The 22,774-nt window shown below is 39.2% G+C and carries 21 protein-coding genes; 15 read left to right on the top strand and 6 right to left on the bottom strand.

The window, feature by feature from the left end; translation table 11 throughout:
- The first annotated feature begins 154 nt into the window (after window positions 1-154).
- From JNUCC52_RS22585 to JNUCC52_RS22620, 8 genes are all read left to right on the top strand, one after another.
- Window positions 155-1,171 carry a thiamine pyrophosphate-dependent dehydrogenase E1 component subunit alpha gene (locus JNUCC52_RS22585; protein ID WP_173479017.1) on the top strand — a complete coding sequence of 339 codons (1,017 nt, stop codon included), beginning with the start codon at window positions 155-157 and terminating at the stop codon, window positions 1,169-1,171.
- The gene (locus tag JNUCC52_RS22590) at window positions 1,171-2,154 is read left to right on the top strand and encodes an alpha-ketoacid dehydrogenase subunit beta (protein WP_337980889.1); all 984 of its coding nucleotides are present in this window, start codon (window positions 1,171-1,173) and stop codon (window positions 2,152-2,154) included. The genes JNUCC52_RS22585 and JNUCC52_RS22590 overlap by 1 nt, the downstream gene beginning before the upstream one ends.
- 197 nt (window positions 2,155-2,351) lie before the next feature.
- Window positions 2,352-3,686, top strand: coding sequence for a dihydrolipoamide acetyltransferase family protein (locus JNUCC52_RS22595; RefSeq protein WP_337980890.1), 1,335 nt, complete (start codon window positions 2,352-2,354; stop codon window positions 3,684-3,686).
- A gap of 132 nt (window positions 3,687-3,818) precedes the next feature.
- A complete protein-coding gene (locus tag JNUCC52_RS22600) occupies window positions 3,819-5,510 on the top strand; it encodes a methylmalonyl-CoA mutase family protein (protein ID WP_443136904.1) in 1,692 nt (563 codons plus the stop codon).
- Window positions 5,507-7,660, top strand: coding sequence for a methylmalonyl-CoA mutase (gene scpA, locus JNUCC52_RS22605; RefSeq protein WP_337980892.1), 2,154 nt, complete (start codon window positions 5,507-5,509; stop codon window positions 7,658-7,660). Before JNUCC52_RS22600 ends, scpA begins: the two co-directional genes overlap by 4 nt.
- Window positions 7,660-8,757, top strand: coding sequence for a methylmalonyl Co-A mutase-associated GTPase MeaB (meaB, locus tag JNUCC52_RS22610; protein WP_173479012.1), 1,098 nt, complete (start codon window positions 7,660-7,662; stop codon window positions 8,755-8,757). Before scpA ends, meaB begins: the two co-directional genes overlap by 1 nt.
- A gap of 129 nt (window positions 8,758-8,886) precedes the next feature.
- A complete protein-coding gene (locus JNUCC52_RS22615; RefSeq protein ID WP_173479011.1) occupies window positions 8,887-9,327 on the top strand; it encodes a BrxA/BrxB family bacilliredoxin in 441 nt (146 codons plus the stop codon).
- 182 nt (window positions 9,328-9,509) lie between these two features.
- Window positions 9,510-10,517: an aromatic acid exporter family protein gene (locus JNUCC52_RS22620; RefSeq protein ID WP_337980893.1), complete on the top strand. Its 1,008-nt coding sequence runs from the start codon at window positions 9,510-9,512 to the stop codon at window positions 10,515-10,517.
- Between the two features lie 20 nt (window positions 10,518-10,537).
- Here JNUCC52_RS22620 and prli42 read toward each other — a convergent pair whose 3' ends face one another.
- A complete protein-coding gene (gene prli42 / locus JNUCC52_RS22625; protein WP_173479009.1) occupies window positions 10,538-10,633 on the bottom strand; it encodes a stressosome-associated protein Prli42 in 96 nt (31 codons plus the stop codon).
- Between the two features lie 125 nt (window positions 10,634-10,758).
- Here prli42 and mce point away from each other — a divergent pair, with 125 nt between their 5' ends.
- The 5 genes from mce to JNUCC52_RS22650 all read left to right on the top strand — a co-directional run bounded on the left by mce (window position 10,759) and on the right by JNUCC52_RS22650 (window position 15,626).
- Window positions 10,759-11,172: a methylmalonyl-CoA epimerase gene (gene mce / locus JNUCC52_RS22630; RefSeq protein ID WP_173479008.1), complete on the top strand. Its 414-nt coding sequence runs from the start codon at window positions 10,759-10,761 to the stop codon at window positions 11,170-11,172.
- Between the two features lie 5 nt (window positions 11,173-11,177).
- Window positions 11,178-12,725 (top strand): acyl-CoA carboxylase subunit beta, encoded by a 1,548-nt coding sequence (locus JNUCC52_RS22635; RefSeq protein ID WP_173479007.1) that lies wholly within the window; start codon window positions 11,178-11,180, stop codon window positions 12,723-12,725.
- Between the two features lie 147 nt (window positions 12,726-12,872).
- Complete coding sequence (locus JNUCC52_RS22640; RefSeq protein WP_337980894.1) at window positions 12,873-13,826, top strand: hypothetical protein; 954 nt, start codon at window positions 12,873-12,875, stop codon at window positions 13,824-13,826.
- 170 nt (window positions 13,827-13,996) lie between these two features.
- On the top strand, window positions 13,997-15,118 hold the full coding sequence (locus tag JNUCC52_RS22645; protein ID WP_173479005.1) for a M20/M25/M40 family metallo-hydrolase: 1,122 nt from the start codon (window positions 13,997-13,999) through the stop codon (window positions 15,116-15,118).
- Between the two features lie 19 nt (window positions 15,119-15,137).
- Complete coding sequence (locus JNUCC52_RS22650; protein ID WP_139860559.1) at window positions 15,138-15,626, top strand: chemotaxis protein CheW; 489 nt, start codon at window positions 15,138-15,140, stop codon at window positions 15,624-15,626.
- 86 nt (window positions 15,627-15,712) lie between these two features.
- Here the strand turns inward: JNUCC52_RS22650 and nspC are convergent, their stop codons facing one another.
- From nspC to JNUCC52_RS22665, 3 genes are all read right to left on the bottom strand, one after another.
- Window positions 15,713-16,852: a carboxynorspermidine decarboxylase gene (gene nspC, locus JNUCC52_RS22655; protein WP_139860561.1), complete on the bottom strand. Its 1,140-nt coding sequence runs from the start codon at window positions 16,850-16,852 to the stop codon at window positions 15,713-15,715.
- Window positions 16,849-18,078 carry a saccharopine dehydrogenase family protein gene (locus JNUCC52_RS22660; protein ID WP_139860563.1) on the bottom strand — a complete coding sequence of 410 codons (1,230 nt, stop codon included), beginning with the start codon at window positions 18,076-18,078 and terminating at the stop codon, window positions 16,849-16,851. The genes nspC and JNUCC52_RS22660 overlap by 4 nt, the downstream gene beginning before the upstream one ends.
- A 179-nt stretch (window positions 18,079-18,257) precedes the next feature.
- On the bottom strand, window positions 18,258-18,446 hold the full coding sequence (locus JNUCC52_RS22665; protein WP_173479004.1) for a hypothetical protein: 189 nt from the start codon (window positions 18,444-18,446) through the stop codon (window positions 18,258-18,260).
- Window positions 18,447-18,800: 354 nt separating this feature from the next.
- Between JNUCC52_RS22665 and JNUCC52_RS22670 the strand changes: the two genes are divergently transcribed.
- Together JNUCC52_RS22670 and JNUCC52_RS22675 are read left to right on the top strand one after the other, a co-directional pair.
- Window positions 18,801-19,541: a tetratricopeptide repeat protein gene (locus JNUCC52_RS22670; RefSeq protein WP_337980895.1), complete on the top strand. Its 741-nt coding sequence runs from the start codon at window positions 18,801-18,803 to the stop codon at window positions 19,539-19,541.
- Between the two features lie 256 nt (window positions 19,542-19,797).
- Complete coding sequence (locus tag JNUCC52_RS22675; RefSeq protein WP_337980896.1) at window positions 19,798-20,430, top strand: LysE family transporter; 633 nt, start codon at window positions 19,798-19,800, stop codon at window positions 20,428-20,430.
- Between the two features lie 140 nt (window positions 20,431-20,570).
- Here the strand turns inward: JNUCC52_RS22675 and JNUCC52_RS22680 are convergent, their stop codons facing one another.
- Window positions 20,571-21,617: a Cj0069 family protein gene (locus JNUCC52_RS22680; protein ID WP_337980897.1), complete on the bottom strand. Its 1,047-nt coding sequence runs from the start codon at window positions 21,615-21,617 to the stop codon at window positions 20,571-20,573.
- 180 nt (window positions 21,618-21,797) lie between these two features.
- Window positions 21,798-22,724, bottom strand: coding sequence for an EamA family transporter (locus JNUCC52_RS22685; RefSeq protein WP_337982249.1), 927 nt, complete (start codon window positions 22,722-22,724; stop codon window positions 21,798-21,800).
- Window positions 22,725-22,774 lie beyond the last annotated feature (50 nt).

The raw sequence follows: 22,774 nt of genomic DNA on the forward strand, positions 1-22,774 counted from the left end.
CACAGATTTTATAAAGGGCTTTCTAGAAAACGCCAAAAATCTGAAGGCAATTACGCCAAGGTGTAAAAATACTGTCATAATTTAAATACTAGAGTAGCTTGTACATGGATTACAGGCACTTTAGCATTTTCTCTAATGCGAAAGGGGTGTTCATATGCAAGACGTTCAAATAAAACATGAAGATTTAGGTTTATCGACTGAAGATGTCGTTGCTATGTTCGAAACGATGTTAATGGCAAGAAGACTAGATGAGCGTATGTGGTTATTAAACCGCTCAGGTAAAATTCCATTTGTTATTTCTTGTCAAGGGCAGGAGGCAGCTCAAGTAGGAGCAGCCTTTGCACTAAATAAGGATATAGACTATATTGCACCATATTACCGAGATATGGGTGTTGTATTACATTTTGGAATGACACCAAAAGAGTTAATGTTATCAGCTTTTGCAAAGGCTGAAGACCCGAATTCGGGCGGCCGCCAAATGCCAGGGCACTTTGGCCAAAAGAAAAATCGCATTTTGACTGGTTCTTCGCCAGTGACAACACAAGTTCCACATGCAGTTGGTGTGGCGCTTGCAGGACGTTTGCAAAAAGAGGATTTTATTACCTTTGTCACATTAGGAGAAGGCTCTTCCAACCAAGGTGATTTTCATGAAGGTGCGAATTTTGCAGGAGTGCATAAGTTACCCGTCATCATAATGGTAGAAAATAATCAATATGCAATTTCAGTACCAGTAGAACGTCAATTAGGTTGTGCAAAAGTATCCGATCGTGGTATTGGCTATGGGATGCCTGGCGTTACAGTGGATGGTAAATGTCCATTACAGGTTTATAAGGTCGTTAAAGAGGCAGCAGAACGTGCACGTAGCGGTGCTGGTCCAAGTCTAATCGAAACGGTAACTTTCCGTTTAACTGCACACTCTTCAGATGACGATGATCGTCAATATCGAACAGCTGAAGATATTGCAGAAGGAAAAGCGAAGGATCCGATTGTATTATTCGAGAAGTATTTACAAGATGCTGGCATTATGACTGAATCTCTTCGAAAAGAAATAGAAGAGCGTATCATGGCTGAGGTGAATGAAGCAACGGATTATGCAGAAGCAGCACCGTATGCCCAACCAGAAGATGCCTTGAAATACGTATATGCACCAGTGGACGGAGGTGACGTGTAATGGCAGTTATGTCTTATATTGATGCGATTACATTAGCGATGAAGGAAGAAATGGAACGGGACGACCGCGTTTTCATCTTAGGGGAAGATGTTGGTCGCAAAGGTGGCGTTTTTAAAGCAACTACGGGTCTTTACGAGCAGTTTGGTGAGTATCGCGTATTAGATACACCACTTGCTGAAAGTGCCATTGCAGGGGTCGGGATTGGTGCGGCAATGTATGGGATGCGCCCAATTGCTGAAATGCAGTTTGCAGACTTTATTATGCCAGCTGTGAACCAAATAGTTTCCGAGGCTGCGAAAATCCGTTATCGTTCAAATAATGACTGGACTTGTCCGATTGTCGTACGTGCTCCTTTCGGTGGAGGAATTCATGGAGCGCTTTATCATTCACAATCGGTTGAGGCTCTTTTTGCTGGAACGCCTGGTTTGAAAATTGTCATTCCTTCTACACCATATGATGCAAAAGGTTTGTTAAAAGCAGCGATTCGCGATGAAGATCCTGTGTTATTTTTTGAGCATAAGCGAGCATATCGACTAATTAAAGGAGAAGTCCCATTAGACGATTATACATTACCAATTGGTAAAGCCGACGTTAAGCGTGAAGGTGAAGACGTTACAGTAATAACATATGGTTTAGCTGTTCATTTCGCTTTACAAGCAGCAGAGCGATTAGCAGCAGATGGTATTTCAACGCATATTTTAGATTTACGTACTGTGTATCCTCTAGATAAAGAAGCAATCATTGAAGCGGCAAGTAAAACAGGCAAAGTTTTACTAATTACTGAAGATAACAAAGAAGGTAGCATTATAAGTGAGGTCGCAGCTATTATTGCTGAGAATTGCTTGTTTGATCTTGATGCACCTATCCAACGATTAGCTGGTCCAGATGTCCCTGCGATGCCATATGCACCGACAATGGAAAAGTTTTTCATGATTAATCCAGAAAAAGTAGAACGTGCTTTGCGAGATTTAGCTGCATTTTAATTACTCAGATGATACTCCTGTATATTAGGAGAAAAATACTTAGTTGTAGTCTCTTTTTGAAGTAAGCGTTAGGGGCGCATACTCAAAATAGCAAAAGCCTCGGGCGGTCGTCACAGATTTTAAACTTGCTTGCTTTGTCAACGCAATATCTTGGCTAAGGTTACTACCGAGGCGTAATTGATGGGGGGAATAGGATAATGGCGATTCAAAACATTACGATGCCACAGCTCGGTGAAAGCGTAACAGAAGGTACAATCGAAAAATGGCTCGTGCAACCAGGTGATACAGTAAAAAAATATGATCCATTAGCAGAAGTTGTGACAGATAAAGTAAATGCAGAAATCCCATCCTCTTTTGAAGGGGTTATTAAAGAGTTACTTGCTGAGGAAGGGCAAACGTTACCTGTGGGAGCCGTTGTTTGTTCAATCGAAATTGCAGGTGACGGTGAGTTACCTGAATCTCAACCTGCGAAAAAATCAACAGTAAGTTCAGCGATTCTCAATGCTGGTATTCAGAAAAAACAAGAGGCGCCAAAGGAAACGACGGTTGCCGTTTCGGCAGAAAAACCAGTAAGACAGCAAAAAGCGCGTTACTCACCAGCCGTACTTAGACTAGCGCAAGAACATGATATTGCACTTGAGCAAGTAGTTGGGACTGGAGAGGGTGGTCGTATTACACGAAAAGACCTTCAACAATTAATTGAAGCTGGCAATGTGCCAACGGCTAAAGATGCACCAACTTCTGAGCCAGTTGCCGCTGTTAGTAACCAACAAGTCACGCCATCTGAACAAGCTGCAAAACCAGTACCATCTGGCCAAGAAACACAAGCTGGTGATATTGAAATACCAGTTACAAACGTGCGTCGTGCCATTGCTAATAATATGGTGCGTAGTGCTCAAGAAGTACCACATGCTTGGATGATGATGGAAGTGGATGTAACGGATTTAGTTGCGTATCGAGATAGCATTAAGACAGAATTCAAACAAAAAGAGGGCTTTAATATTACTTACTTTGCATTCTTTGTTAAGGCTGTTGCACAAGCATTAAAAGAGTTCCCAATGATGAATTCAATGTGGGCAGGAGATAAAATCATTCAAAAACATGATATAAATATTTCCATTGCCGTAGCAACGGATGATGCACTCTTTGTCCCTGTTATAAAACACGCGGATGAAAAGTCCATTAAAGGGATTGCTAAAGAGATTCATGAGCTTGCTCAAAAAGTTCGCGCAGGCAAACTGACGATGGATAATATTAAAGGCGGTACGTTTACGGTTAATAATACAGGTGCTTTCGGCTCTATGCAGTCAATGGGCATCATTAATTACCCGCAAGCAGCTATTCTTCAAGTGGAAAGTATTGTAAAAAAACCTGTTGTTTTACCTGGCGGAATGTTTGCTGCACGCGATATCGTAAATTTATGTTTATCTTTAGATCATCGTATACTAGATGGATTAGTTTGTGGTAAATTCCTAAATAGAGTAAAAGAAATACTCGAAAATACAAATAAATCTTCGACGTCAGTCTACTGATGATTTGTCGGAAACCTGTTGTATAACGGTTTCCGATTTTTTTTTGCTTTTCGAGTAGCAAATTGTCATGTAGAATAACAAATAGAAACTACTAAGGGGGGAAGCTGATTAAGCGTCCGCATGTCAAACAACATGAAAAATATTGAATTTGAAAAGCCGTCCTATTCAGAATGGCAAGATGCAGCAATCAAAGCTTTAAAAGGGAAACCATTCGAGTCTCTTTTAACGAAAACAAGTGAGGGTGTTACGTTAGAACCGCTTTACACGCAAGAAAGTTTAGTAGCCAAACTAGGTGATGAGCTAGATCAACAAGTTGCCACAATCCGTTCCCTACAAAATGGCGAAGTATTTCGTGTGGCACAGCAAGTTTATGCTGAAACAAGTGAAGCATTCTTCGCGCAGCTTGATGATAGCTTAGCTCGTGGCAATGAGGTAGTGACAGTTGATAGTCGTGTAAGCTTTGAATGGACTGAAGAAATATTGGCACAACTAGCTACATATTTCTCTGAATATTCGTTTAAAATGACGGTAAAAAATGAAAATGACCCTTTACTGGCAGTATTCAACAACATACCAACTGAACAACGACAAGATGTAAACGGCTTCATTATTTCTAACAATCCAATTAAGCTTGTAGGATTGCCAAATGTACGTACGTTAAGTGCAGATACAGTGTCTTTCCATAATGAGGGTGCTAATGCTGTGCAAGAATTAGCATATGCACTTGCAATTGCGGCTAAATATGCAGAGCAAGAAGAAAGCTTTGAAGCTTTTGCACAAAAATTTTATGTTTCATTTGCCCTTGATACGCAATTCTTTACAGAAATCGCTAAACTACGTGCTTTTAAAGTACTTTGGAAAGCGTTCTCATCAGCTTATGGTGTGACAGAAAATGTAAAAGTTCCAACACTTGCTGAAACTTCGCTTCGAAGCTTCTCTAAATTGGATGTTTACGTAAATTTACTTCGCGCTGCAAATGAAGCGCTTTCTGGATTAATTGGCGGTGCGGATGTCTTTACAGTTCACCCACATGATGCATTAACGAAACCGACAGAGCAATCTGTACGTATAGCGCGCAATGTATCTCTAGTATTAAAAGAAGAAACAAATGTGTTAAAAATAACAGATCCTGCGGGTGGTTCATACTTCATTGAATCATTAACAGCTGACTTCGTAAAAGAAGCATGGACATTATTTTTAGAAATTGAGGCTGCTGGTGGTATAGATGCTTATACAGCTTCGGGGAAATTAGCTGAAGCGTTAGAAGCATCTTATCAAGCACGCATTAAAGCTGCACAAACACGCAAACAATCAGTTATCGGAACAAATATTTATGCAAATCCTGCAGATGTACTTGATAGCGAAACAAACCCACTATTTGCAAATATTAAGCGAATTACGATACCGTTCGAGCAACTGCGTTTACAAATGACTGCTGCCAATGTGAAAACTGGCATCTTAGCATTAGGCTCACTAAAAAGTTCTAAACCTCGTGCTGATTTTGTATCTGGTTTCTTAAATACTGTTGGTCTTGTACCCGAAAAAAGCGAACCAGCTGTAACAGCTAAGGAAGCACTTGCCTGGTTAGAAGCTACAGACGCAAAATATGTAGTTATCGCAGGTAATGATGATGCTACAAAAGAAATGGTTCCCGCAATTTTAGCTGAAAAACCAGCACACGTGATTGTAGACATTGCAGGTAAATTTAAAGACGAAGAAGAAGCTTGGTTAGCAAATGGCTTAAACGGCTTTATTTTCGCAGGACAGAACATCATTGAAAAATTAAATTCGGTGTTCGCTAGCATGAAGGAGGTCCAACGATGAGCAAGCCAAATTTTAGTGCAATTGAAATCGAAAAAGTATTAACAGCAGAAGCTCCTGCGGCTTCAGACGACAAATTCATGACAAATGAAGGTATTGAAATTAAAGATATTTATACAAAAGATGATATTAAAGATGTAAAACACTTAGATGATGTTGCAGGTATTGCGCCAAATACACGCGGGCCATACCCTACTATGTATGTCGCTCGTCCTTGGACAGTTCGTCAATATGCAGGTTTCTCCACTGCAGAAGAATCCAATGCATTTTACAAACGTAACCTTGCAATGGGGCAAAAAGGTCTTTCAGTAGCCTTTGACTTAGCAACTCACCGTGGATATGATTCGGATCACCCACGTGTAACAGGTGATGTTGGTAAAGCAGGGGTAGCAATTGATTCAGTAGAAGATATGAAAATTTTATTCGATCAAATTCCTTTAGATCAAATGTCTGTGTCAATGACGATGAATGGTGCCGTACTTCCGATACTCGCATTCTATATCGTTGCTGCTGAAGAACAAGGTGTTACTCCAGAACAGCTTGCAGGGACAATCCAAAATGATATTTTAAAAGAATATATGGTACGTAACACGTATATTTACCCACCAGCAATGTCGATGAAAATTATTGCAGATATTTTTGAATTTACAGCTAAGTTTATGCCTAAATTTAACTCTATTTCGATCTCAGGCTATCATATTCAAGAAGCGGGTGCTACAAATGACATCGAGCTTGCGTATACATTAGCGGACGGTCTTGAATATGTTCGGACTGGTTTAAAAGCTGGTATTGATATTGATGCCTTTGCACCACGTTTATCATTCTTCTGGGCTATCGGGATGAACTATTATATGGAAGTTGCGAAAATGCGAGCTGCTCGTCGTATTTGGGCACAAATGATGTCTACGTTCAATCCAAAAAATCCAAAGACATTGGCATTACGTACACACTCACAAACATCTGGATGGTCTTTAACAGAGCAAGATCCATTCAATAATGTAACGCGTACATTAATTGAGGCGAATGCTTCATCTATGGGCCATACGCAATCTCTTCATACGAATGCACTAGACGAAGCAATTGCATTACCAACAGATTTCTCTGCACGTATTGCACGTAATACGCAACTATTCCTACAAGAAGAAACGGCTATGACAAAAGTGATTGACCCTTGGGGTGGCTCATATTATGTTGAGAAATTAACAGATGAAATCACAAAGTCTGCATGGGCGTTAATCGAAGAAATCGAAGAACTTGGTGGTATGGCAAAAGCAATCGAAACTGGCCTACCAAAAATGAAGGTTGAAGAAGCTGCGGCTAAACGTCAGGCGAAAATCGATTCTAAATCTGAAACGATTGTAGGCGTGAACAAATATCGTCTAGAAAAAGAAGAACCAATCGATATTCTTGATATCGACAACACACTTGTGCGTCAAAAACAAATTGAGCGTTTAGATGCCATGAAAGCTTCTCGTGATGAGGCAGAGGTTCAAAAACATCTTGCTCGCTTAACGAAAGCAGCACAAGATGGTGAAGAAAACTTACTTTCAATAGCAGTAGACGCTGCACGTGCTCGTGCATCGCTGGGAGAAATCTCTGACGCTATCGAGGTAGTATCTGGTCGTCATAAAGCAATCATTCGCTCTATCTCAGGTGTTTATTCTGCAAACTTCTCGGATGAAGAGCAAATTACAGAAGTAAAAAATATGACAGATGAGTTCCTTGAAAATGAAGGTCGTCGCCCACGTATTTTAGTAGCTAAAATGGGACAAGACGGGCATGATCGCGGTGCTAAAGTAATTGCAACAGGCTACGCTGACTTAGGCTTCGATGTCGATATTTCACCACTATTCATGACACCAGAAGAAACGGCGCAAATGGCTGTTGAAAATGACGTACATTGTATTGGTGTATCATCACTCGCAGCAGGACACAAAACTCTTGTGCCAGCGTTAGTTTCTGAACTGACAAAGTTGGGCCGTGAAGATATTATCATTATCGTTGGCGGCGTTATTCCAGCACAAGATTATGAATTCCTTTATGAAGCAGGGGCAGTGGCAATCTTTGGACCTGGTACAGTTATACCAGTTTCTGCAATTAAAATTATTGAGGAAATTTATAAACGTTTAGGTTACGAGGAAGTGTCTAAATAATGGACAAAAACAAAGAGATGCAGGAAAGTGCTCTATTTGTCATGGATGGCGTGGAGGCATCTCACGATGGTATGCAATATGGTGTACCAAAAAAATTCCGAAAGAAAAAAGCTGACAAACTTGATATCCAAGAGCTTGCACGAAATGTCCGTGCAGGCTCGCGTGTACAATTGTCTAAAGCTATTACACTCATTGAAAGCTCAAATATGACTCATAAAGTACAGGCGCAAGAGCTATTACAGGAGCTTTTACCGCATACAGGCAACAGCGTCCGTATTGGTATTACGGGAGTACCAGGCGCAGGGAAAAGCTCTTTCATTGAAGCTTTCGGAACGATGTTATGTGAGATGGGTAAAAAAGTAGCAGTACTTGCAATAGACCCGAGTTCTTCGTTATCGGGGGGCAGTATTTTAGGCGATAAAACACGCATGGAAGAACTAGTGAAAAAGCCGAATGCGTTCGTTCGCCCGTCACCGTCTGCTGGTACCCTAGGGGGTGTTCATAAGAAGACGCGTGAAACGATGCTTGTCTGTGAAGCGGCTGGGTATGATGTGATTTTGATTGAGACGGTTGGTGTTGGTCAAAGTGAAACATATGTCCGAGGAATGGTTGATTTCTTCTTATTGTTAGTATTGACGGGTGCAGGAGATGAACTGCAGGGCATGAAAAAGGGCATTATGGAATTAGCAGATGCCATTGTTGTGCATAAGGCTGATGGTGATAATGTGCGACTAGCGAAAAAAACCGTTTCCGAATATAAGCAAATATTGCATTTCCTTCAACCCGCAACGCCAGGATGGATGTCTACTGCTATGCCAGTTAGTTCGTGGGAAAAAAAAGGACTCGATAAAGTATGGAATACGATCGGTGATTTTAGACAAACGGTGGAAGCGAATAATTACTGGTCCATTCGCCGTCAAAATCAAACGAAAGATTGGTTCCAATCCATGATTACAGATCATCTAATTGATGCATTTTATGGGGATCCAAACCGTAAAGAACAAGTACAGTTACTAGAGCGCCAAATTCTTAATGGACAATTGACAGTAACGCAAGGTGTAGATCGTTTATTTAGCGATGAGCAAACACAGAAATAATGTACGCTTTTATATGAGCATGTAGGTGCACAAAATCGTCACTTACTGCTATGATAGGAGATGTATGAGTGCTATCTAAAGCATCTAAAGCTTAAAGACAAGCGCGAAATTGAAAGGAGCTATCGCTTTATGAATATGGATTACGATTTATTTATGCAAGAAATTTTAAAAACAGCACGTGCTGAAATTGAAACTGCAGGTTATGAGCAATTACGCACACCTGAAGCTGTTGAAGAGGCGTTTGCTCGTCCTGGTACAACATTAGTCATGGTAAATTCAGTATGCGGCTGTGCGGGAGGTATTGCTCGACCAGCAGCAGCACAATGCGTGCATTACGATAAACGACCAGATCATTTAGTTACTGTATTTGCAGGTCAAGATAAAGAAGCAACAGCAGCTGCTCGTTATCACTTCGGTGAAGACCACCTACCATCTTCTCCATCATTTGTACTTTTAAAAGATGGACAAGTTGTAGCAGAAGTTGGCCGCTATGAAATTGAAGGGCATGATCCGATGTCGGTCGTGACAAACTTACAAGCAAATTTTGAAGAATATTGTGAAGAGCTTTAATATTTTTCAATATCTATGTAAGGCAAGATTAAATAGGGCTTAGCTATTATTCATTTGACTAGAGTGACATGTGCACTTTAGTCAAATCCTTTTGGAATTTTTGTAATATTGGCTAAATAAAAGTCTTGCTGATTAAAAAGTTTTACTAGATAAGAAAAGCTTCTAATGAATAATTATTCGTTATGAAAGTTGCAGGATGGGAGGCAGTCGACTTGAAGAAATTTTCAATCGGCTATCGTACATTAAAAACAGCAATCGGTGCAGCTATTGCCATAGCGATTGCGCAGTATTTTGAATTGGCTTCTTATGCTTCAGCTGGTATTCTAACGATCCTATGTGTGCAGCCAACAAAGAAAAAATCGCTTCATGCTGCTTATACCCGCTTTGTCGCAAGCATAGTTGGTATGCTGTATGCATTTTTAAGCTTTGAGCTATTTTCTTATCACCCGCTAACATTGGCAGGTATGCTTGTATTGTTTATCCCGACAATTGTGTCGTTAAAGGTAGCAGATGGTTTCGTCTCTAGTGCGGTTATAATTATGCATATATACGCTGCAAAGGGCTTTACGTTAGCTCTTGTTTATAATGAATTTGCTTTAATGGCTATCGGGTATGGTACGGGAATAGCGATAAATATGTATATGCCAGATATTCAAAAGGAATTAAATTACTATAGAGTTAAAATAGAGGAGCTGTACAAAAAGATTTTTTTAGAAATTGCCAGCTATTTAAGACAAGGCGATACATTATGGGATGGGCAGGAAATTATTCAAGCTATTAAAACGTTGAATGATGCAAAATCATTAGCTTTTAAAGATGTTGAAAATCATTTTACACGAAGACAAAATGATTATTATCTTTACTTCGATATGCGTGAACAGCAGCTTGAAATAATTGAACGAGTACTCCCTAAAATAACTGCCCTACCTGTTATAGTACAAGAGGCGGAAATCGTTGCGGACTTCCTACAAGACCTTGGTGAGCATGTCCATTCAGGAAATACTGCAGGTCATTTTAGGGAGAAATTAGAGCTAGCAAAGAGAGATTTTGCCGAATTACCTTTACCGACAAATCATCAAGAGTTTATTGCTCAGGCTGCGCTTTATCAATTCATTGAAGAAATGGATCGTTATTTAGAGATAAAGCAATCATATAAGGGCTTAAAGGTCAAAGGAAAGCGCCCACAGTAATGTGGACGCTTCGCACTTTCTTAAACTAGCATCGATAAACCAAATGCAAGAGATGAGATTACCATAATGGCAATCATAGCATAAACTACGATTTTCTGAAATTTTTTATTACTCATATGCTCGTTCGCTCCTTCTTTTCTTATAAATAGTTTAGCAAATCTGAAAAATTTCTCAAGTAGTAGAGTTTTGACAAAAAAATCTGTAAAATAGGGTATGTACCATAACAGAAGGAGATGTCACCATGGAGAAAGTAGACCATATTGGGATTGCAGTGCGCGATCTTGATGAACGCATTACATATTATACAGAAACTTTAGGTTTAAAGTTACTGAAAGTAGAAGAGGTTGAATCTCAGCAAGTCCGTGTTGCATTTATCGACGCTGGCAACGTGAAACTAGAATTACTAGAACCGATGAGCGAAAAAAGTACGATTCACGGATTTATCGAGAAACGTGGCGAAGGCATTCACCATGTAGCATTCGGTGTAACAGGTATTCGTGAGCGTATGGCGGAACTTCGTGATAAAGGCGTGCGCCTCTTATCAGAAGAGCCAGGGCCAGGTGCTGGTGGTGCAGAGGTTGCTTTCTTGCATCCTAAATCATCTTTCGGTGTGCTATATGAATTATGTGATAAAAGCGGAAAAGGGGAAAAGTGATTAGTATGGATATGTTCGATAAAATTAATGACTTATATGATCGTAAGACGGTAATTGAACTTGGCGGTGGCTATGAACGCATCGAAAAGCAACATGAAAAAGGTAAGCTAACTGCGCGTGAGCGTATTGAATTATTACTCGATGAAGGTACGTTTTTCGAAATTAACCCATTCATTACACACCGTACAGTCGATTTCGGTATGGACAAACTAGAAGGACCTGGCGACGGCGTAGTAACAGGATTTGGTAAAATTAACGGACGTCCAGTTTACTTATTCTCTCAAGATTTCACTGTATTCGGTGGAGCACTTGGTGAAATGCACGCTAAAAAAATGGCGACAGTAATGGATCTTGCTGCTAAAAATGGCACACCATTCATCGGCATTAACGATTCAGGCGGCGCACGTATTCAAGAGGGTGTACTTTCTTTAGACGGTTACGGACATATTTTCTACCGTAATGCAATCTACTCTGGTGTTATTCCACAAATCTCAGTCATTATGGGACCTTGTGCAGGTGGAGCAGTGTATTCTCCAGCTATCACAGACTTTATCCTAATGGTCGATAAAACATCTCAAATGTTCATTACTGGACCAAAAGTTATTGAAACAGTAACAGGTGAAAAAATTTCTGCTGAAGACCTTGGTGGCTCTAAAGTAAATAATGCAGTAAGTGGTAACGCTCACTTCCGTGCACCGTCGGAAGAAGCTGCCATCGATCAAATTAAACAATTATTAAGTTATTTACCACAAAACAATAAAGAAAAAGCACCACGCCAGGCACGTCCTGAAGGGGACGATTACCGTCCTGAAATCGTAGACACTGTTCCAATCGAAACAACTCGCCCATACGATGTGCGTAAAGTAGTGGAACAAGTAGTAGACGAAGGTTCATTCATGGAAGTTCACTCTGAATTTGCGAAAAACGTAGTAGTAGGCTTTGCGCGTATTGCAGGTGAATCAGTAGGACTTGTATGTAACCAACCTAAAGTATTAGCTGGCGGTCTTGATATCGACTCTTCCGATAAGGCAGCCCGTTTCATTCGAACTTGTGATGCGTACAATGTACCAATCATCACATTTGAAGACGTTTCTGGATTCTTCCCAGGCGTAAAACAAGAGCATGGTGGAATTATCCGTCATGGTGCGAAAATCCTTTATGCCTATTCAGAAGCAACTGTACCAAAAATTACAGTAATTTTACGTAAAGCATATGGTGGTGCATACGTTGCACTTAACTCTAAATCAATTGGCGCTGACCTAGTATTCTCTTGGCCAAATGCTGAAATCGCGGTTATGGGTGCAGCGGGTGCTGCAAATATCATCTTTGCGCGTGAAATTGCGAAGTCAGAAGATCCTGAAGCAACGCGTGCAGCGAAAATTGAAGAATACAAAGAGAAGTTTGCCAATCCTTACGTGGCGGCATCTCGTGGTATGGTAGATGATGTTATCGATCCACGTGATACACGTATTAAACTTATCCAAGCTTTAGACATGCTGTCAAATAAACACGAAACACGTCCTGAGAAAAAACACGGAAATATTCCGCTATAATAATATACAAACCCAGTAGCCATTTGGTTGCTGGGTTTTTGTATGAGAGATAACAGATTCGGAACAAAAAAGAATTTTATAAAATGGCAGATAATTGAAACATTTCTTTCGCTCATCCGTACAAATACAAAAGGGGAGTTGAGATGAATGGAATGGCAACAATTACAGACTGAGCAGGAAACACTTCAAGGACAACTAAGAAATGCTAATAGATTAAGAGAGCAGAGGTTTTTAATTGAAGGGCAAATCGAGCATGCACAGCAGGAAATTACTAAGCATTCTACTGAACACAATCAAATTCGTATGAAACTTGATAAACTAGAGGGCTTTTCGTTTATGAATATGATTCGTACATGGACTGGGCAACAAGACGATTTGCGCGCTGAGAAAATCGATAAGGCAGCCATTCTAGAATTAAAAATCAAGGAAGCGGAAAAAATGCTGAAAGACTTAACATTTGATTTTGAACAGGTTAATCAAAAGCTCAAGCAAATTAATGAAAAACAACTTCAAGAAGCATTAAACATTCTACATATAAAAAAGAAAAACTATCTCCAATTACATGAACCCGAAGTTGCTCACAAAATAGAACAGCTTGCAAATGAAGAATTTATAACGAAGCAGTTAATCTCAGAAATACAAGAAGCGGAAGATGCAGGTGACATTGCGCTTACTAAACTGGGGCAGGCGGCTGCATCACTACACTCAGCGAGCGGCTATTCGACATGGGATACATTTTTTGGCGGCGGCCTTATTGCCACACATTTAAAGCATGATGCGCTTGATAAAACGGAAAACTATCTCCATAGTGCACAAATTGCCTTGCAACGCTTTCATAACGAATTGCTGGATGTACAGGACATGTCGACAAAATCTTTGCAAATTGAAACAGATGGCTTTGTGAAATTTGCAGACTACTTCTTTGATGATATATTTTCGGCTTGGTCAGTCCATTCCAAAATATCTACAGCAAGAGAGCAAGTATCCAGAGTACAAGATGATGTACATAATACAGTTAGACGTTTGCAGGAAAAGCATAATAGAGCACTGGAATATTTGGAAACATTAAAAATGGAAAAGAAAGAGATTTTACAACTATAAAAAAGTCTGTGGAAAGAGCTTCTCATACTCTTTTCACAGGCTTTTATGCATTTTTGAATATAAAATAAAGAAGTTACTACTAGCGTATTATTCCAACTCTTCAGTCAATGTGCTAAACTAATACATATATTATGACGTGGAAAACACGTAAATCAAGGGAGTTTTACAACATGACAAGTCGTTTAGTAGAAGAGTTTTTTGAGCTCGTACAAATCGATTCAGAAACAAAACACGAACAGCTTATTGCACCAGTTCTAATTGAAAAATTAACAGCACTTGGTTTTTCAGTAGTGCAAGATGATGCACATACACGCAACGGTCACGGTGCTGGAAATATTATCGCGACATTAAAAGGTACATTAGATATTGAGCCAATCTATTTTACTTCACATATGGATACGGTTGTACCAGGAAAAGGTATTAAACCATCGCTTCGTGAAGATGGCTATATCGTTTCAGATGGCACAACAATTTTAGGTGCAGACGATAAAGCAGGTCTAGCAGCGATGTTTGAAATGGCAAAGCGATTAAAAGAACAACAAATTGAACATGGTGACATCCAGTTTATCATCACAGCAGGGGAAGAGAGTGGTTTAGTAGGAGCGAAAGAATTGGACCCTACTGCTATTATCGCAAAATACGGCTTTGCAGTTGACAGTGATGGCAAAGTTGGTGGAATCGTGACAGCAGCGCCATTCCAAGCGAAAATATTTACGAAAATCATCGGTAAAACTGCGCATGCAGGTGTTGCTCCTGAGAAAGGGATATCTGCCATTACGGTTGCTTCAAAATGTATTGCACAAATGAAGCTTGGAAGATTAGATGAAGAAACAACTGCGAATATTGGCCGCTTTGAAGGTGGACAAGCTACAAACATTGTGTGCGATGAAGTGAACATTTTAGCAGAAGCACGTTCAATTGATAAAACAAAGCTAGATGCCCAAACAAAACATATGCAAGATACGTTTGAGCAAGTTGCAGCTTCAATGGGCGCACGTGCTGAAGTAGAAGTAAAACTAATGTACCCTGGCTTCCGTGTAACAGAGTCAGATAAAGTCGTACAGGTAGCTATGGCGGCAGCACGTAATATTGACAGAACACCTCTATTAGGTATTTCTGGAGGTGGCTCTGACGCTAATATTATTGCAGGCTTTGGTATCCCTACGGTTAACCTATCAGTAGGGTATGAAGATATTCATACAACAAATGAAAAGATTCCTGTAGAAGAATTAGAGAAATTAGCCGATTTGCTTGTTGAAATCGTGAAAGAAACAGCTAAACACGAGCGCTAAAATAAAAGGAAGTGACCTGATGGAAAGTGTAAAGGCAGTAGTTTTTGCATGTGGTACAGAGGAATATGCAGTACCAGTGGAGCAAGCAATATCCATTGAAAAACTAGAGCAAGTAACCCCAATTCCGCATTTACCGAATTATTTACTAGGTTTTACAAGAAATCGAGGAGAGCTAATTCCAGTATTAGATTTTGAACGTATTCTCTATAATCGTTCGTCAAATGCACCGACAGCACGTGTGATTGTATTAAATACAGATGTAGTAAACTATGGGCTGCTCGTGACAGAAGCTAGGGAAATTCTCGATTTAGATGAATCTGTTTTAAAGCAAATGGGTCTTGTCAATTATGCTAAAACACGCTATTTTACGGCTGTGGCGAATTTAGAAAATCGTATGATTACGTATGTTGACCCAAAAATACTCGTAGATTCCTTAGAGGGCATTCGAGAAATTATAAACTATTTACACAAAATGCTTGAAAACGAAAAAGAAAACGTAGAGATTTAAGCTTTACATATTGATGTCAAAAGTCATTACACCAATAAAAAGAACCCCCTCCAACCGTAATAGATTGGAGGGGGTTCTCGTTTTCATTAAGAAAGTCGACCACTATAGTCTTCGAACTTAAATTCACGAATCACTTTAATGCCTTCTGAATCGTTATACGAAACGATAGATGGCAGGTTAACACCGTTAAACATATGATTTTTTACCATGGAGTAGTGCGCCATATCTGTGAAAACAAGGCGATCTCCAGGTTTCAACGGTTCTTCAAATGAGTAATCTCCAATCACATCACCAGCAAGACATGTAAGCCCACCTAAGCGATATGTGTGTGCTAGCTCATTTGCTTGTCCTGAACCGATGATCATTGGGCGGTAAGGCATTTCAAGCACATCAGGCATATGACAAGTTGCAGAAGTGTCCAAAATAGCTAAGTCCATCCCATTTTTCTGAACATCTAGAACAGTTGCTACAAGGTAACCTGTATTTAGCGCCACAGCTTCACCAGGCTCTAAATAAACAAGGAGATTGTATTTATCTTGAATATAATTGATGATATTCACTAGTTTTTCAACATCATAATCTTCACGAGTGATATGGTGACCACCGCCGAAGTTTAGCCATTTCATTTGATGTAAAACATCACCAAATTTTTCTTCGACAACTTCAATAATGCGCTCTAATGTATCAGAGTTTTGCTCACACATTGCATGGAAGTGTAAGCCATCTATACCATCAAGTTGAGATTTGTCAAAGTTAGCTAATGTTGTACCAAGACGAGAGTTCGTATAGCAAGGATCATAAAGTGCTGTTTCAATCTCAGAGTATTCAGGATTTACACGAATTCCACATTCAATTGATTTACCAGTAGCTTTGACTTTGTCTTTGTATTGAGCCCATTGGTTGAAAGAGTTAAAGACGATGTGATCCACATAGCCAAGAAGCTCGTCCATTTCATGCTCTACGTAAGCAGGTGCATAAACATGAACTTCTTTACCCATCTTTTCATAACCAAGACGGGCTTCAAATAGGGAGCTTGATGTAATGCCAGCTAAGTATTCACCAACTAAAGGGAATGTTGAATGCATTGAAAACCCTTTAAGTGCAAGTAAAATACGGCAGCCAGTACGATCTTGTATCGACTTTAAAAGCTCAAGGTTTTTTGTTAATAGACGTTCATCCACTACGTATGAAGGTGATGGAACTTTGGTGAAATCAATTGGTTTCATCGGCTATGTTCCTTCGCTTCAGTCTCTAGGTCTAGTAATTCTGGGTTATGGCTTTCTTGCCATGGAAGACCCCATTTGTTTAGCGCATCCATAAATGGATCTGGATCGAATTCTTCTACGTTCCAAACGCCAGGCTTTTGCCATTGACCGTTCATGACAAGCATTGCACCAATCATTGCTGGTACACCTGTTGTGTATGAAATCGCTTGTGAACCTACCTCGTTATAGCACTCTTCGTGGTCACATACGTTATATACGTAGTAAGTTTTTTCTTTGCCATCTTTTAAACCACGGATAATACAGCCGATATTTGTTTTCCCTTTTGTACGTGGTCCTAGTGATGCAGGATCTGGTAATACTGCTTTAAGGAAGTGGATTGGCTGAATCATTTGACCTTCGAATTCGATTGGTTCAATTGAAGTCATGCCTACATTTTCTAATACTTTTAAGTGTGTTAAGTATTTTTCAGAGAATGTCATCCAGAATCGAATTTGCTTTAGACCTTTAATGTTTTTAGCAATTGATTCTAATTCTTCATGATACAGTAGGTAAATATCTTTAGGACCGATTTCGGGTAAGTTGTAAACTTCTTTTTTCTCAAGTGGTGCTGTTTCAATCCACTTGCCATCTTTCCAGTAACGACCATTCGCTGTAATTTCACGAATGTTGATTTCTGGATTAAAGTTTGTTGCGAAATGATAACCGTGGTCACCAGCGTTGGCATCTACGATATCAATATAGTGGATTTCGTCGAATTCATGTTTTTGAGCATGCGCAGTGAAAACGCCTGTTACGCCTGGATCAAATCCACTACCAAGTAACGCAGTTAAGCCAGCTTTTTCGAACTTTTCTTTATAAGCCCATTGCCATTTATATTCAAATTTTGCCGTTTCAGGTGGCTCGTAGTTTGCAGTATCCACATAGTGCACACCTGTCGCTAAGCAAGCATCCATAATCGTTAAGTCTTGATAAGGTAACGCTACGTTAATGACAACATCTGGTCCGAAGCTTTTAATAAGCTCGATTAATTCTTCAGTATTGTCAGCGTCTACCTGTGCAGTATGAATCTTTGTTTTTCCGCCGTCTAGTTTTTCTTTTAGAGCGTCACATTTTGAAACAGTTCTGCTTGCGATACAAATTTCCTCAAATACGTCCGAATTCTGAACACACTTGTGTACCACAACACTGGCTACTCCGCCAGCTCCTATAATCAATGCTTTACCCAATTGTCTACCCCCAAGTTCATATAAAGTATTGTCAAACAAGCTGATTATACAGAAAATTGATATACTACTCAATCATTGTTTTTAAATTTCTACAAAAAAAATTTTTTTTCTACATTTATTAGGCGAACTTAAGAGGGAATAGCTAAATTGTGTGAGTGACTGGCACGTTAAGTGGGCACCTAAAGTTGATGCTCGACGTCCCCCCATAAATAAAAAATAAAGATTAGTAGCATACTTAATAATCCCATCACGAGGCCATAGGTGCTGAAGGCCACTTGCACTTGACTTTGCAAAGCATAAATGAAAATGGCTCCTAGTATAAGTAAATTGCCCATTAGTAGTATTAACAGATGAAAGTGTCGATTCATAGCAAGCCCTCCTAAATTGAAATTTACTAGCCCCAAAACACGAAATAAATTTTACTTCAATTATCTCATAATTCAGAAAATAATCCAAATAATAACTATTATGATGATGAAAAACTAGAATTAAGCATTATGGTTTTCGTCTTTACTTTCAAACGAGCATAATTCGTATTTTTTGCTCCAATAATTTGCAAATTGAGATTTGAATGGTTTTCGACAAGAACAATAGGGTGACCATATGTATATTAAAAAAATGGGCTTTTCATGCATTGCTTTTCATGATAATTGCTGTTTTTCTCTCTAAAGATGGTAAACTACCAATAAGACTTTTCTTTAGGTGAAGGTGAGGATTATATAGTGATAAATCAATTTAATGAACAAGTGCAACAAGTAAATGAATTTTTTGTAAATGGTCAAGTAAAAGAAAGCTATAATTTGGCAAAAGCATTATTAGTGGATGAATCATTTGGAGCTGACGCTTCATTTCCAACTATCCAACAGCATGTGGCACTTTTAGAGGCAAATGGATATGCCAATATGCCGACGCCAAGTGCGGAAAATATGCAACAAAGTGTTGAACGTGTAGATGGATCTTATCCTGAGCGTGATGTCCTCGCCGCATATATTGGAACTCAGGATGATGAGCAGTTTGGCAAAGTAGTTGATGAATTATTAGCAGGGTCAATAGAAGCACAGGCGAATGCTTACTATACAATGGCTGAATATTTTGTCCTTGCCAAAGAGCCAGATAAAGCAATGGTACAATATGCGGAAGCGATAAAACTCCAGCCTAATAAAGCTTTATACTGGGGAGCCTTTGCCCAATTTATTAATCGTTTGGAAGCGAGCCCATATTTGGCACTGCGCCTTATTGAAGAAGCGATTGAGTTAGATAGAATGAACCCTCGTTGGTACTATATTCAAGGGAATATTTTTTTCCAGCTAGTAGCTTCTACGAAAAATTTAAGTTACATACCTGCATTGGAGGAAGCTTGGCAAAAGGCGAAAAAACGTTGCTCTGCCAAGCAAGTTGAGTTAAAGGTTGAAATTGCGAAGTCTGAGGATTTACTAGCTCAATGGAAGAAACAAATGTTGTAAAACGAAAAAACACGTCGATTTCATACTTAGCATTCTTTGAATAATTATAAATTGTTTGGGTGACTGGCACGCAACATATTTGCGCTCCTGTAGCAGTTTATGTGGCTTTTTACATGAATAAATATAAATTGTATGAGTGTCAGGCACTTATAAATGAATAAATATAAAAAAATAAACAATTTCTGTATTTTTATGCTAGAATATTTATATAAACGGACGTAAGAAGCTTATTTTATAGCATGAAAGAAGTGTTTGTTTGAGTTTATATGTTGCGTATTTATTAGTTGGACTTGCTATCGCAATGCCTGTAGGCGCCATTACTGTTGAAATGACAAAGCAAGGGTTAAAAAATGGCTTTATGCATGGCTGGGCAGTAGGTCTTGGTGGTATGACGGTTGATGTAGTATTAGTTTTTGCCCTGTATATGGGACTTGCTACTATATTAGCCATGCCGATAATTCAACTGCCAATGTGGATTATTGGAGCTGGTTTTTTATTTTTACTAGGACTCGATTCGATTAAAAACGCCGATAAGGATATTACGCTAGCGGGTGAAAAGGTGACTAAATCATTTTTCACATCGTATCGAAATGGGCTGCTAGTGGCTATTTCGCCAGGCAACCTCGTTTTTTGGGTAAATGTATTCGGTGTCGTTCTAGCAAAATCGTATAATCAAGGGGAATCGGCTAGCTTCCTAGTAATAGCTGCTGGAATACTTAGCGGTATTTTACTGCACGACATTGGTTTAATGACCATTGTTTCGGTTACACGTAAGGCGATGAGTCGCAAGATGATTAAAACACTTACAATGATCTCAGGCGTCTTATTAATTTGTTTCGCAGGATATTTCATTTATGAGTTTATTCAAGGCATTAAAATGTATAGATAAAGATAAGCATCGACAAGGCATTGAGGAGATTCTCAATGCCTTTTTATATTGCAACAAAGAACTAACCATCAAATAAACAAAGACTATAAACAATTTGTTTATAGTCTAAAGTTGATGTGAAAATTTTTCGTCGTGAATAGTTATGCAGGAATTTCACGATGTTCATGAAGACAAGCTAAAATCTCTTCTGCAACTTGATGTGCCAAAGTTAGTTCCGAAGTAAAGCCTACACATGAACAATTCATTTCACCTAAAATGTAACAATCTTCTCCTGCTTCATTTGTATCCAACATGAAATCAGCTGTCCAAATAAGTGGTAGGTCGTAATTGCCTAATAAGTTCGTGACAAGAGGTAGCTGTGTTAAAAAGTTTTGTACAAGTTCTTCCCATTCCTCTGGTTTATCGTAGCGATATTGAGCACCAGAAAAAAGTGTTGCACTAAAGGCATCTTCAGTATCAGCTGGTTTTTTATGTACCACGTGAACTGGTTTGTCACGCAACATAAATAAGCGGATTTCGCCTTCAGTAATACGTGGAAGGAAGCGCATATCAATGAGCATCCCATTTGTGCCAGTGATATACTGCTCGCAAAATGTCATGAACTCGCCAAGCTTCCAATACTCTACATGATTGTCTTTTGCCTCAGTACATTTAATCTCGGTATCTAGCGGTACATCTGTAATGCCAGCAGCAAGCGGTTCGACTAATTTTACACGCCAAATACCCTCTCCAGTTGAGCCTCTATTTTGCTTTAATACGCGCTCAGTAATTGCAAGGGAGGTAGGGAATTGTGCCTTAAATGCTTCAATTGTGTAATAAGCAAACGTATCATCGGGTACTAAATTTGTAGAGACTAATTTCGATAATACATCTTTAGAACCGTAGCCAGTCATTGCATCGGGATGTGGCATGCCAATGACCCCCGCTGCACATAAATCACGCAGCATTTCGAAATATTCTTCCTCGTGTTCTAAATTACCAGGGTTAATGCGGGATACATAGGCAATGCCGTGTTCTTTAACGTACTCAAAGATGGCGTCTTTTTTTGTGATATCAAAGAACACTACTTCCGCATCTTGTCCGCGTTGTTTAAGTGCATTTACCATTGGCATCGTATCTTGTCTGAAGCCATCGGGACCCTTATCAGTGCCTCCACGTACTTCGAAGAAAATTACTTTTCTATTCATATATATACCTCCTTATTGTCATGATATTTTTTAGTATACTGGACAAACAAGGAGAAAAGATATATGAAATATGTAAATTTTATATACAAAATCATAGTTGGAATTTTCAATCTAGTAGTTTGTGACTATTAATTTTTGGAATTATCTAATTTTACCGTCTTATGCTAATAATTTGGTTTTTTAGCCCAATTCAAGTTGTTTTTTCTGAAATACCGTAAGATATAAAATCATGCATAGGATAAGGAATGTTCCAAGCATTTGGAAGCCCCCAAACGGAATTTGTAGCCATAGCACACTTGTCAATACAGCTGTTAATGGCTCTAGGCTGCCTAGTAAACTTGTTTCTTTTGGTGATAAGTAATGCAAACTTGCAATGTAGAACCAAAAGGCAAGCATTGTCCCAAAAATAATGATAAACAAAAAGTAAGCGCTCGTAGCCATGGTCCATGTCGATAAGTCGATGTGCCATGGCTGATAAAAAATGCTCATAACAGAACCGCCAATTAGCATTGCCCAACCGACTACAAGTAATGAATGAAATTGCTGTAAAAGCGGTACTGCATATAATGTATAAAAAGCGACAGAAAGCCCCGATAGCACACCCCAAACTACGCTCATCGCTGGTACAGAAAGCGTAGAAAGAGATCCATTTGTCAGCAATAATGTCGTACCTGTAAGTGTGAGTGTAACTGCAATTCCATCCTGCTTCGTAAGTTTGCTTTGCCTTTTAATAATATAAAAAGCGATGATAAAGAGAGGAGCCAAATATTGCAGTAAAGTCGCTACAGCAGAATTGCCGATTGCAATGGACATCATGTAGGTGTATTGTACAGCAAGCATGCCGAGTATACTAAAAAGAATTTGTCTAAAAGCATCTTGCTTTGTTCGCCACATAACAAAAATGGATCGTTGACGATGTGTAATCTTGTAGACGACAATTAACAGCATACCAGCTAACAGAAGCCTGCTCGAAACAAGCCACCCAACTTCAATTTGTTCTTGTTGGAAAAGTTTTTGGGCGACTGTTCCACCAATTCCCCAAAAACTTGCGCCGAGAATGACAAGTATAAAACCAAAAATAGGATTTTTTTTATTTTGTTGATTCATCACTATAACATCTCCTAAACTATCAATATAGAGATATTATAAACACTTAT

The sequence above is a fragment of the Lysinibacillus sp. JNUCC-52 genome, assembly GCF_015999545.1.
Taxonomy (GTDB): domain Bacteria; phylum Bacillota; class Bacilli; order Bacillales_A; family Planococcaceae; genus Lysinibacillus.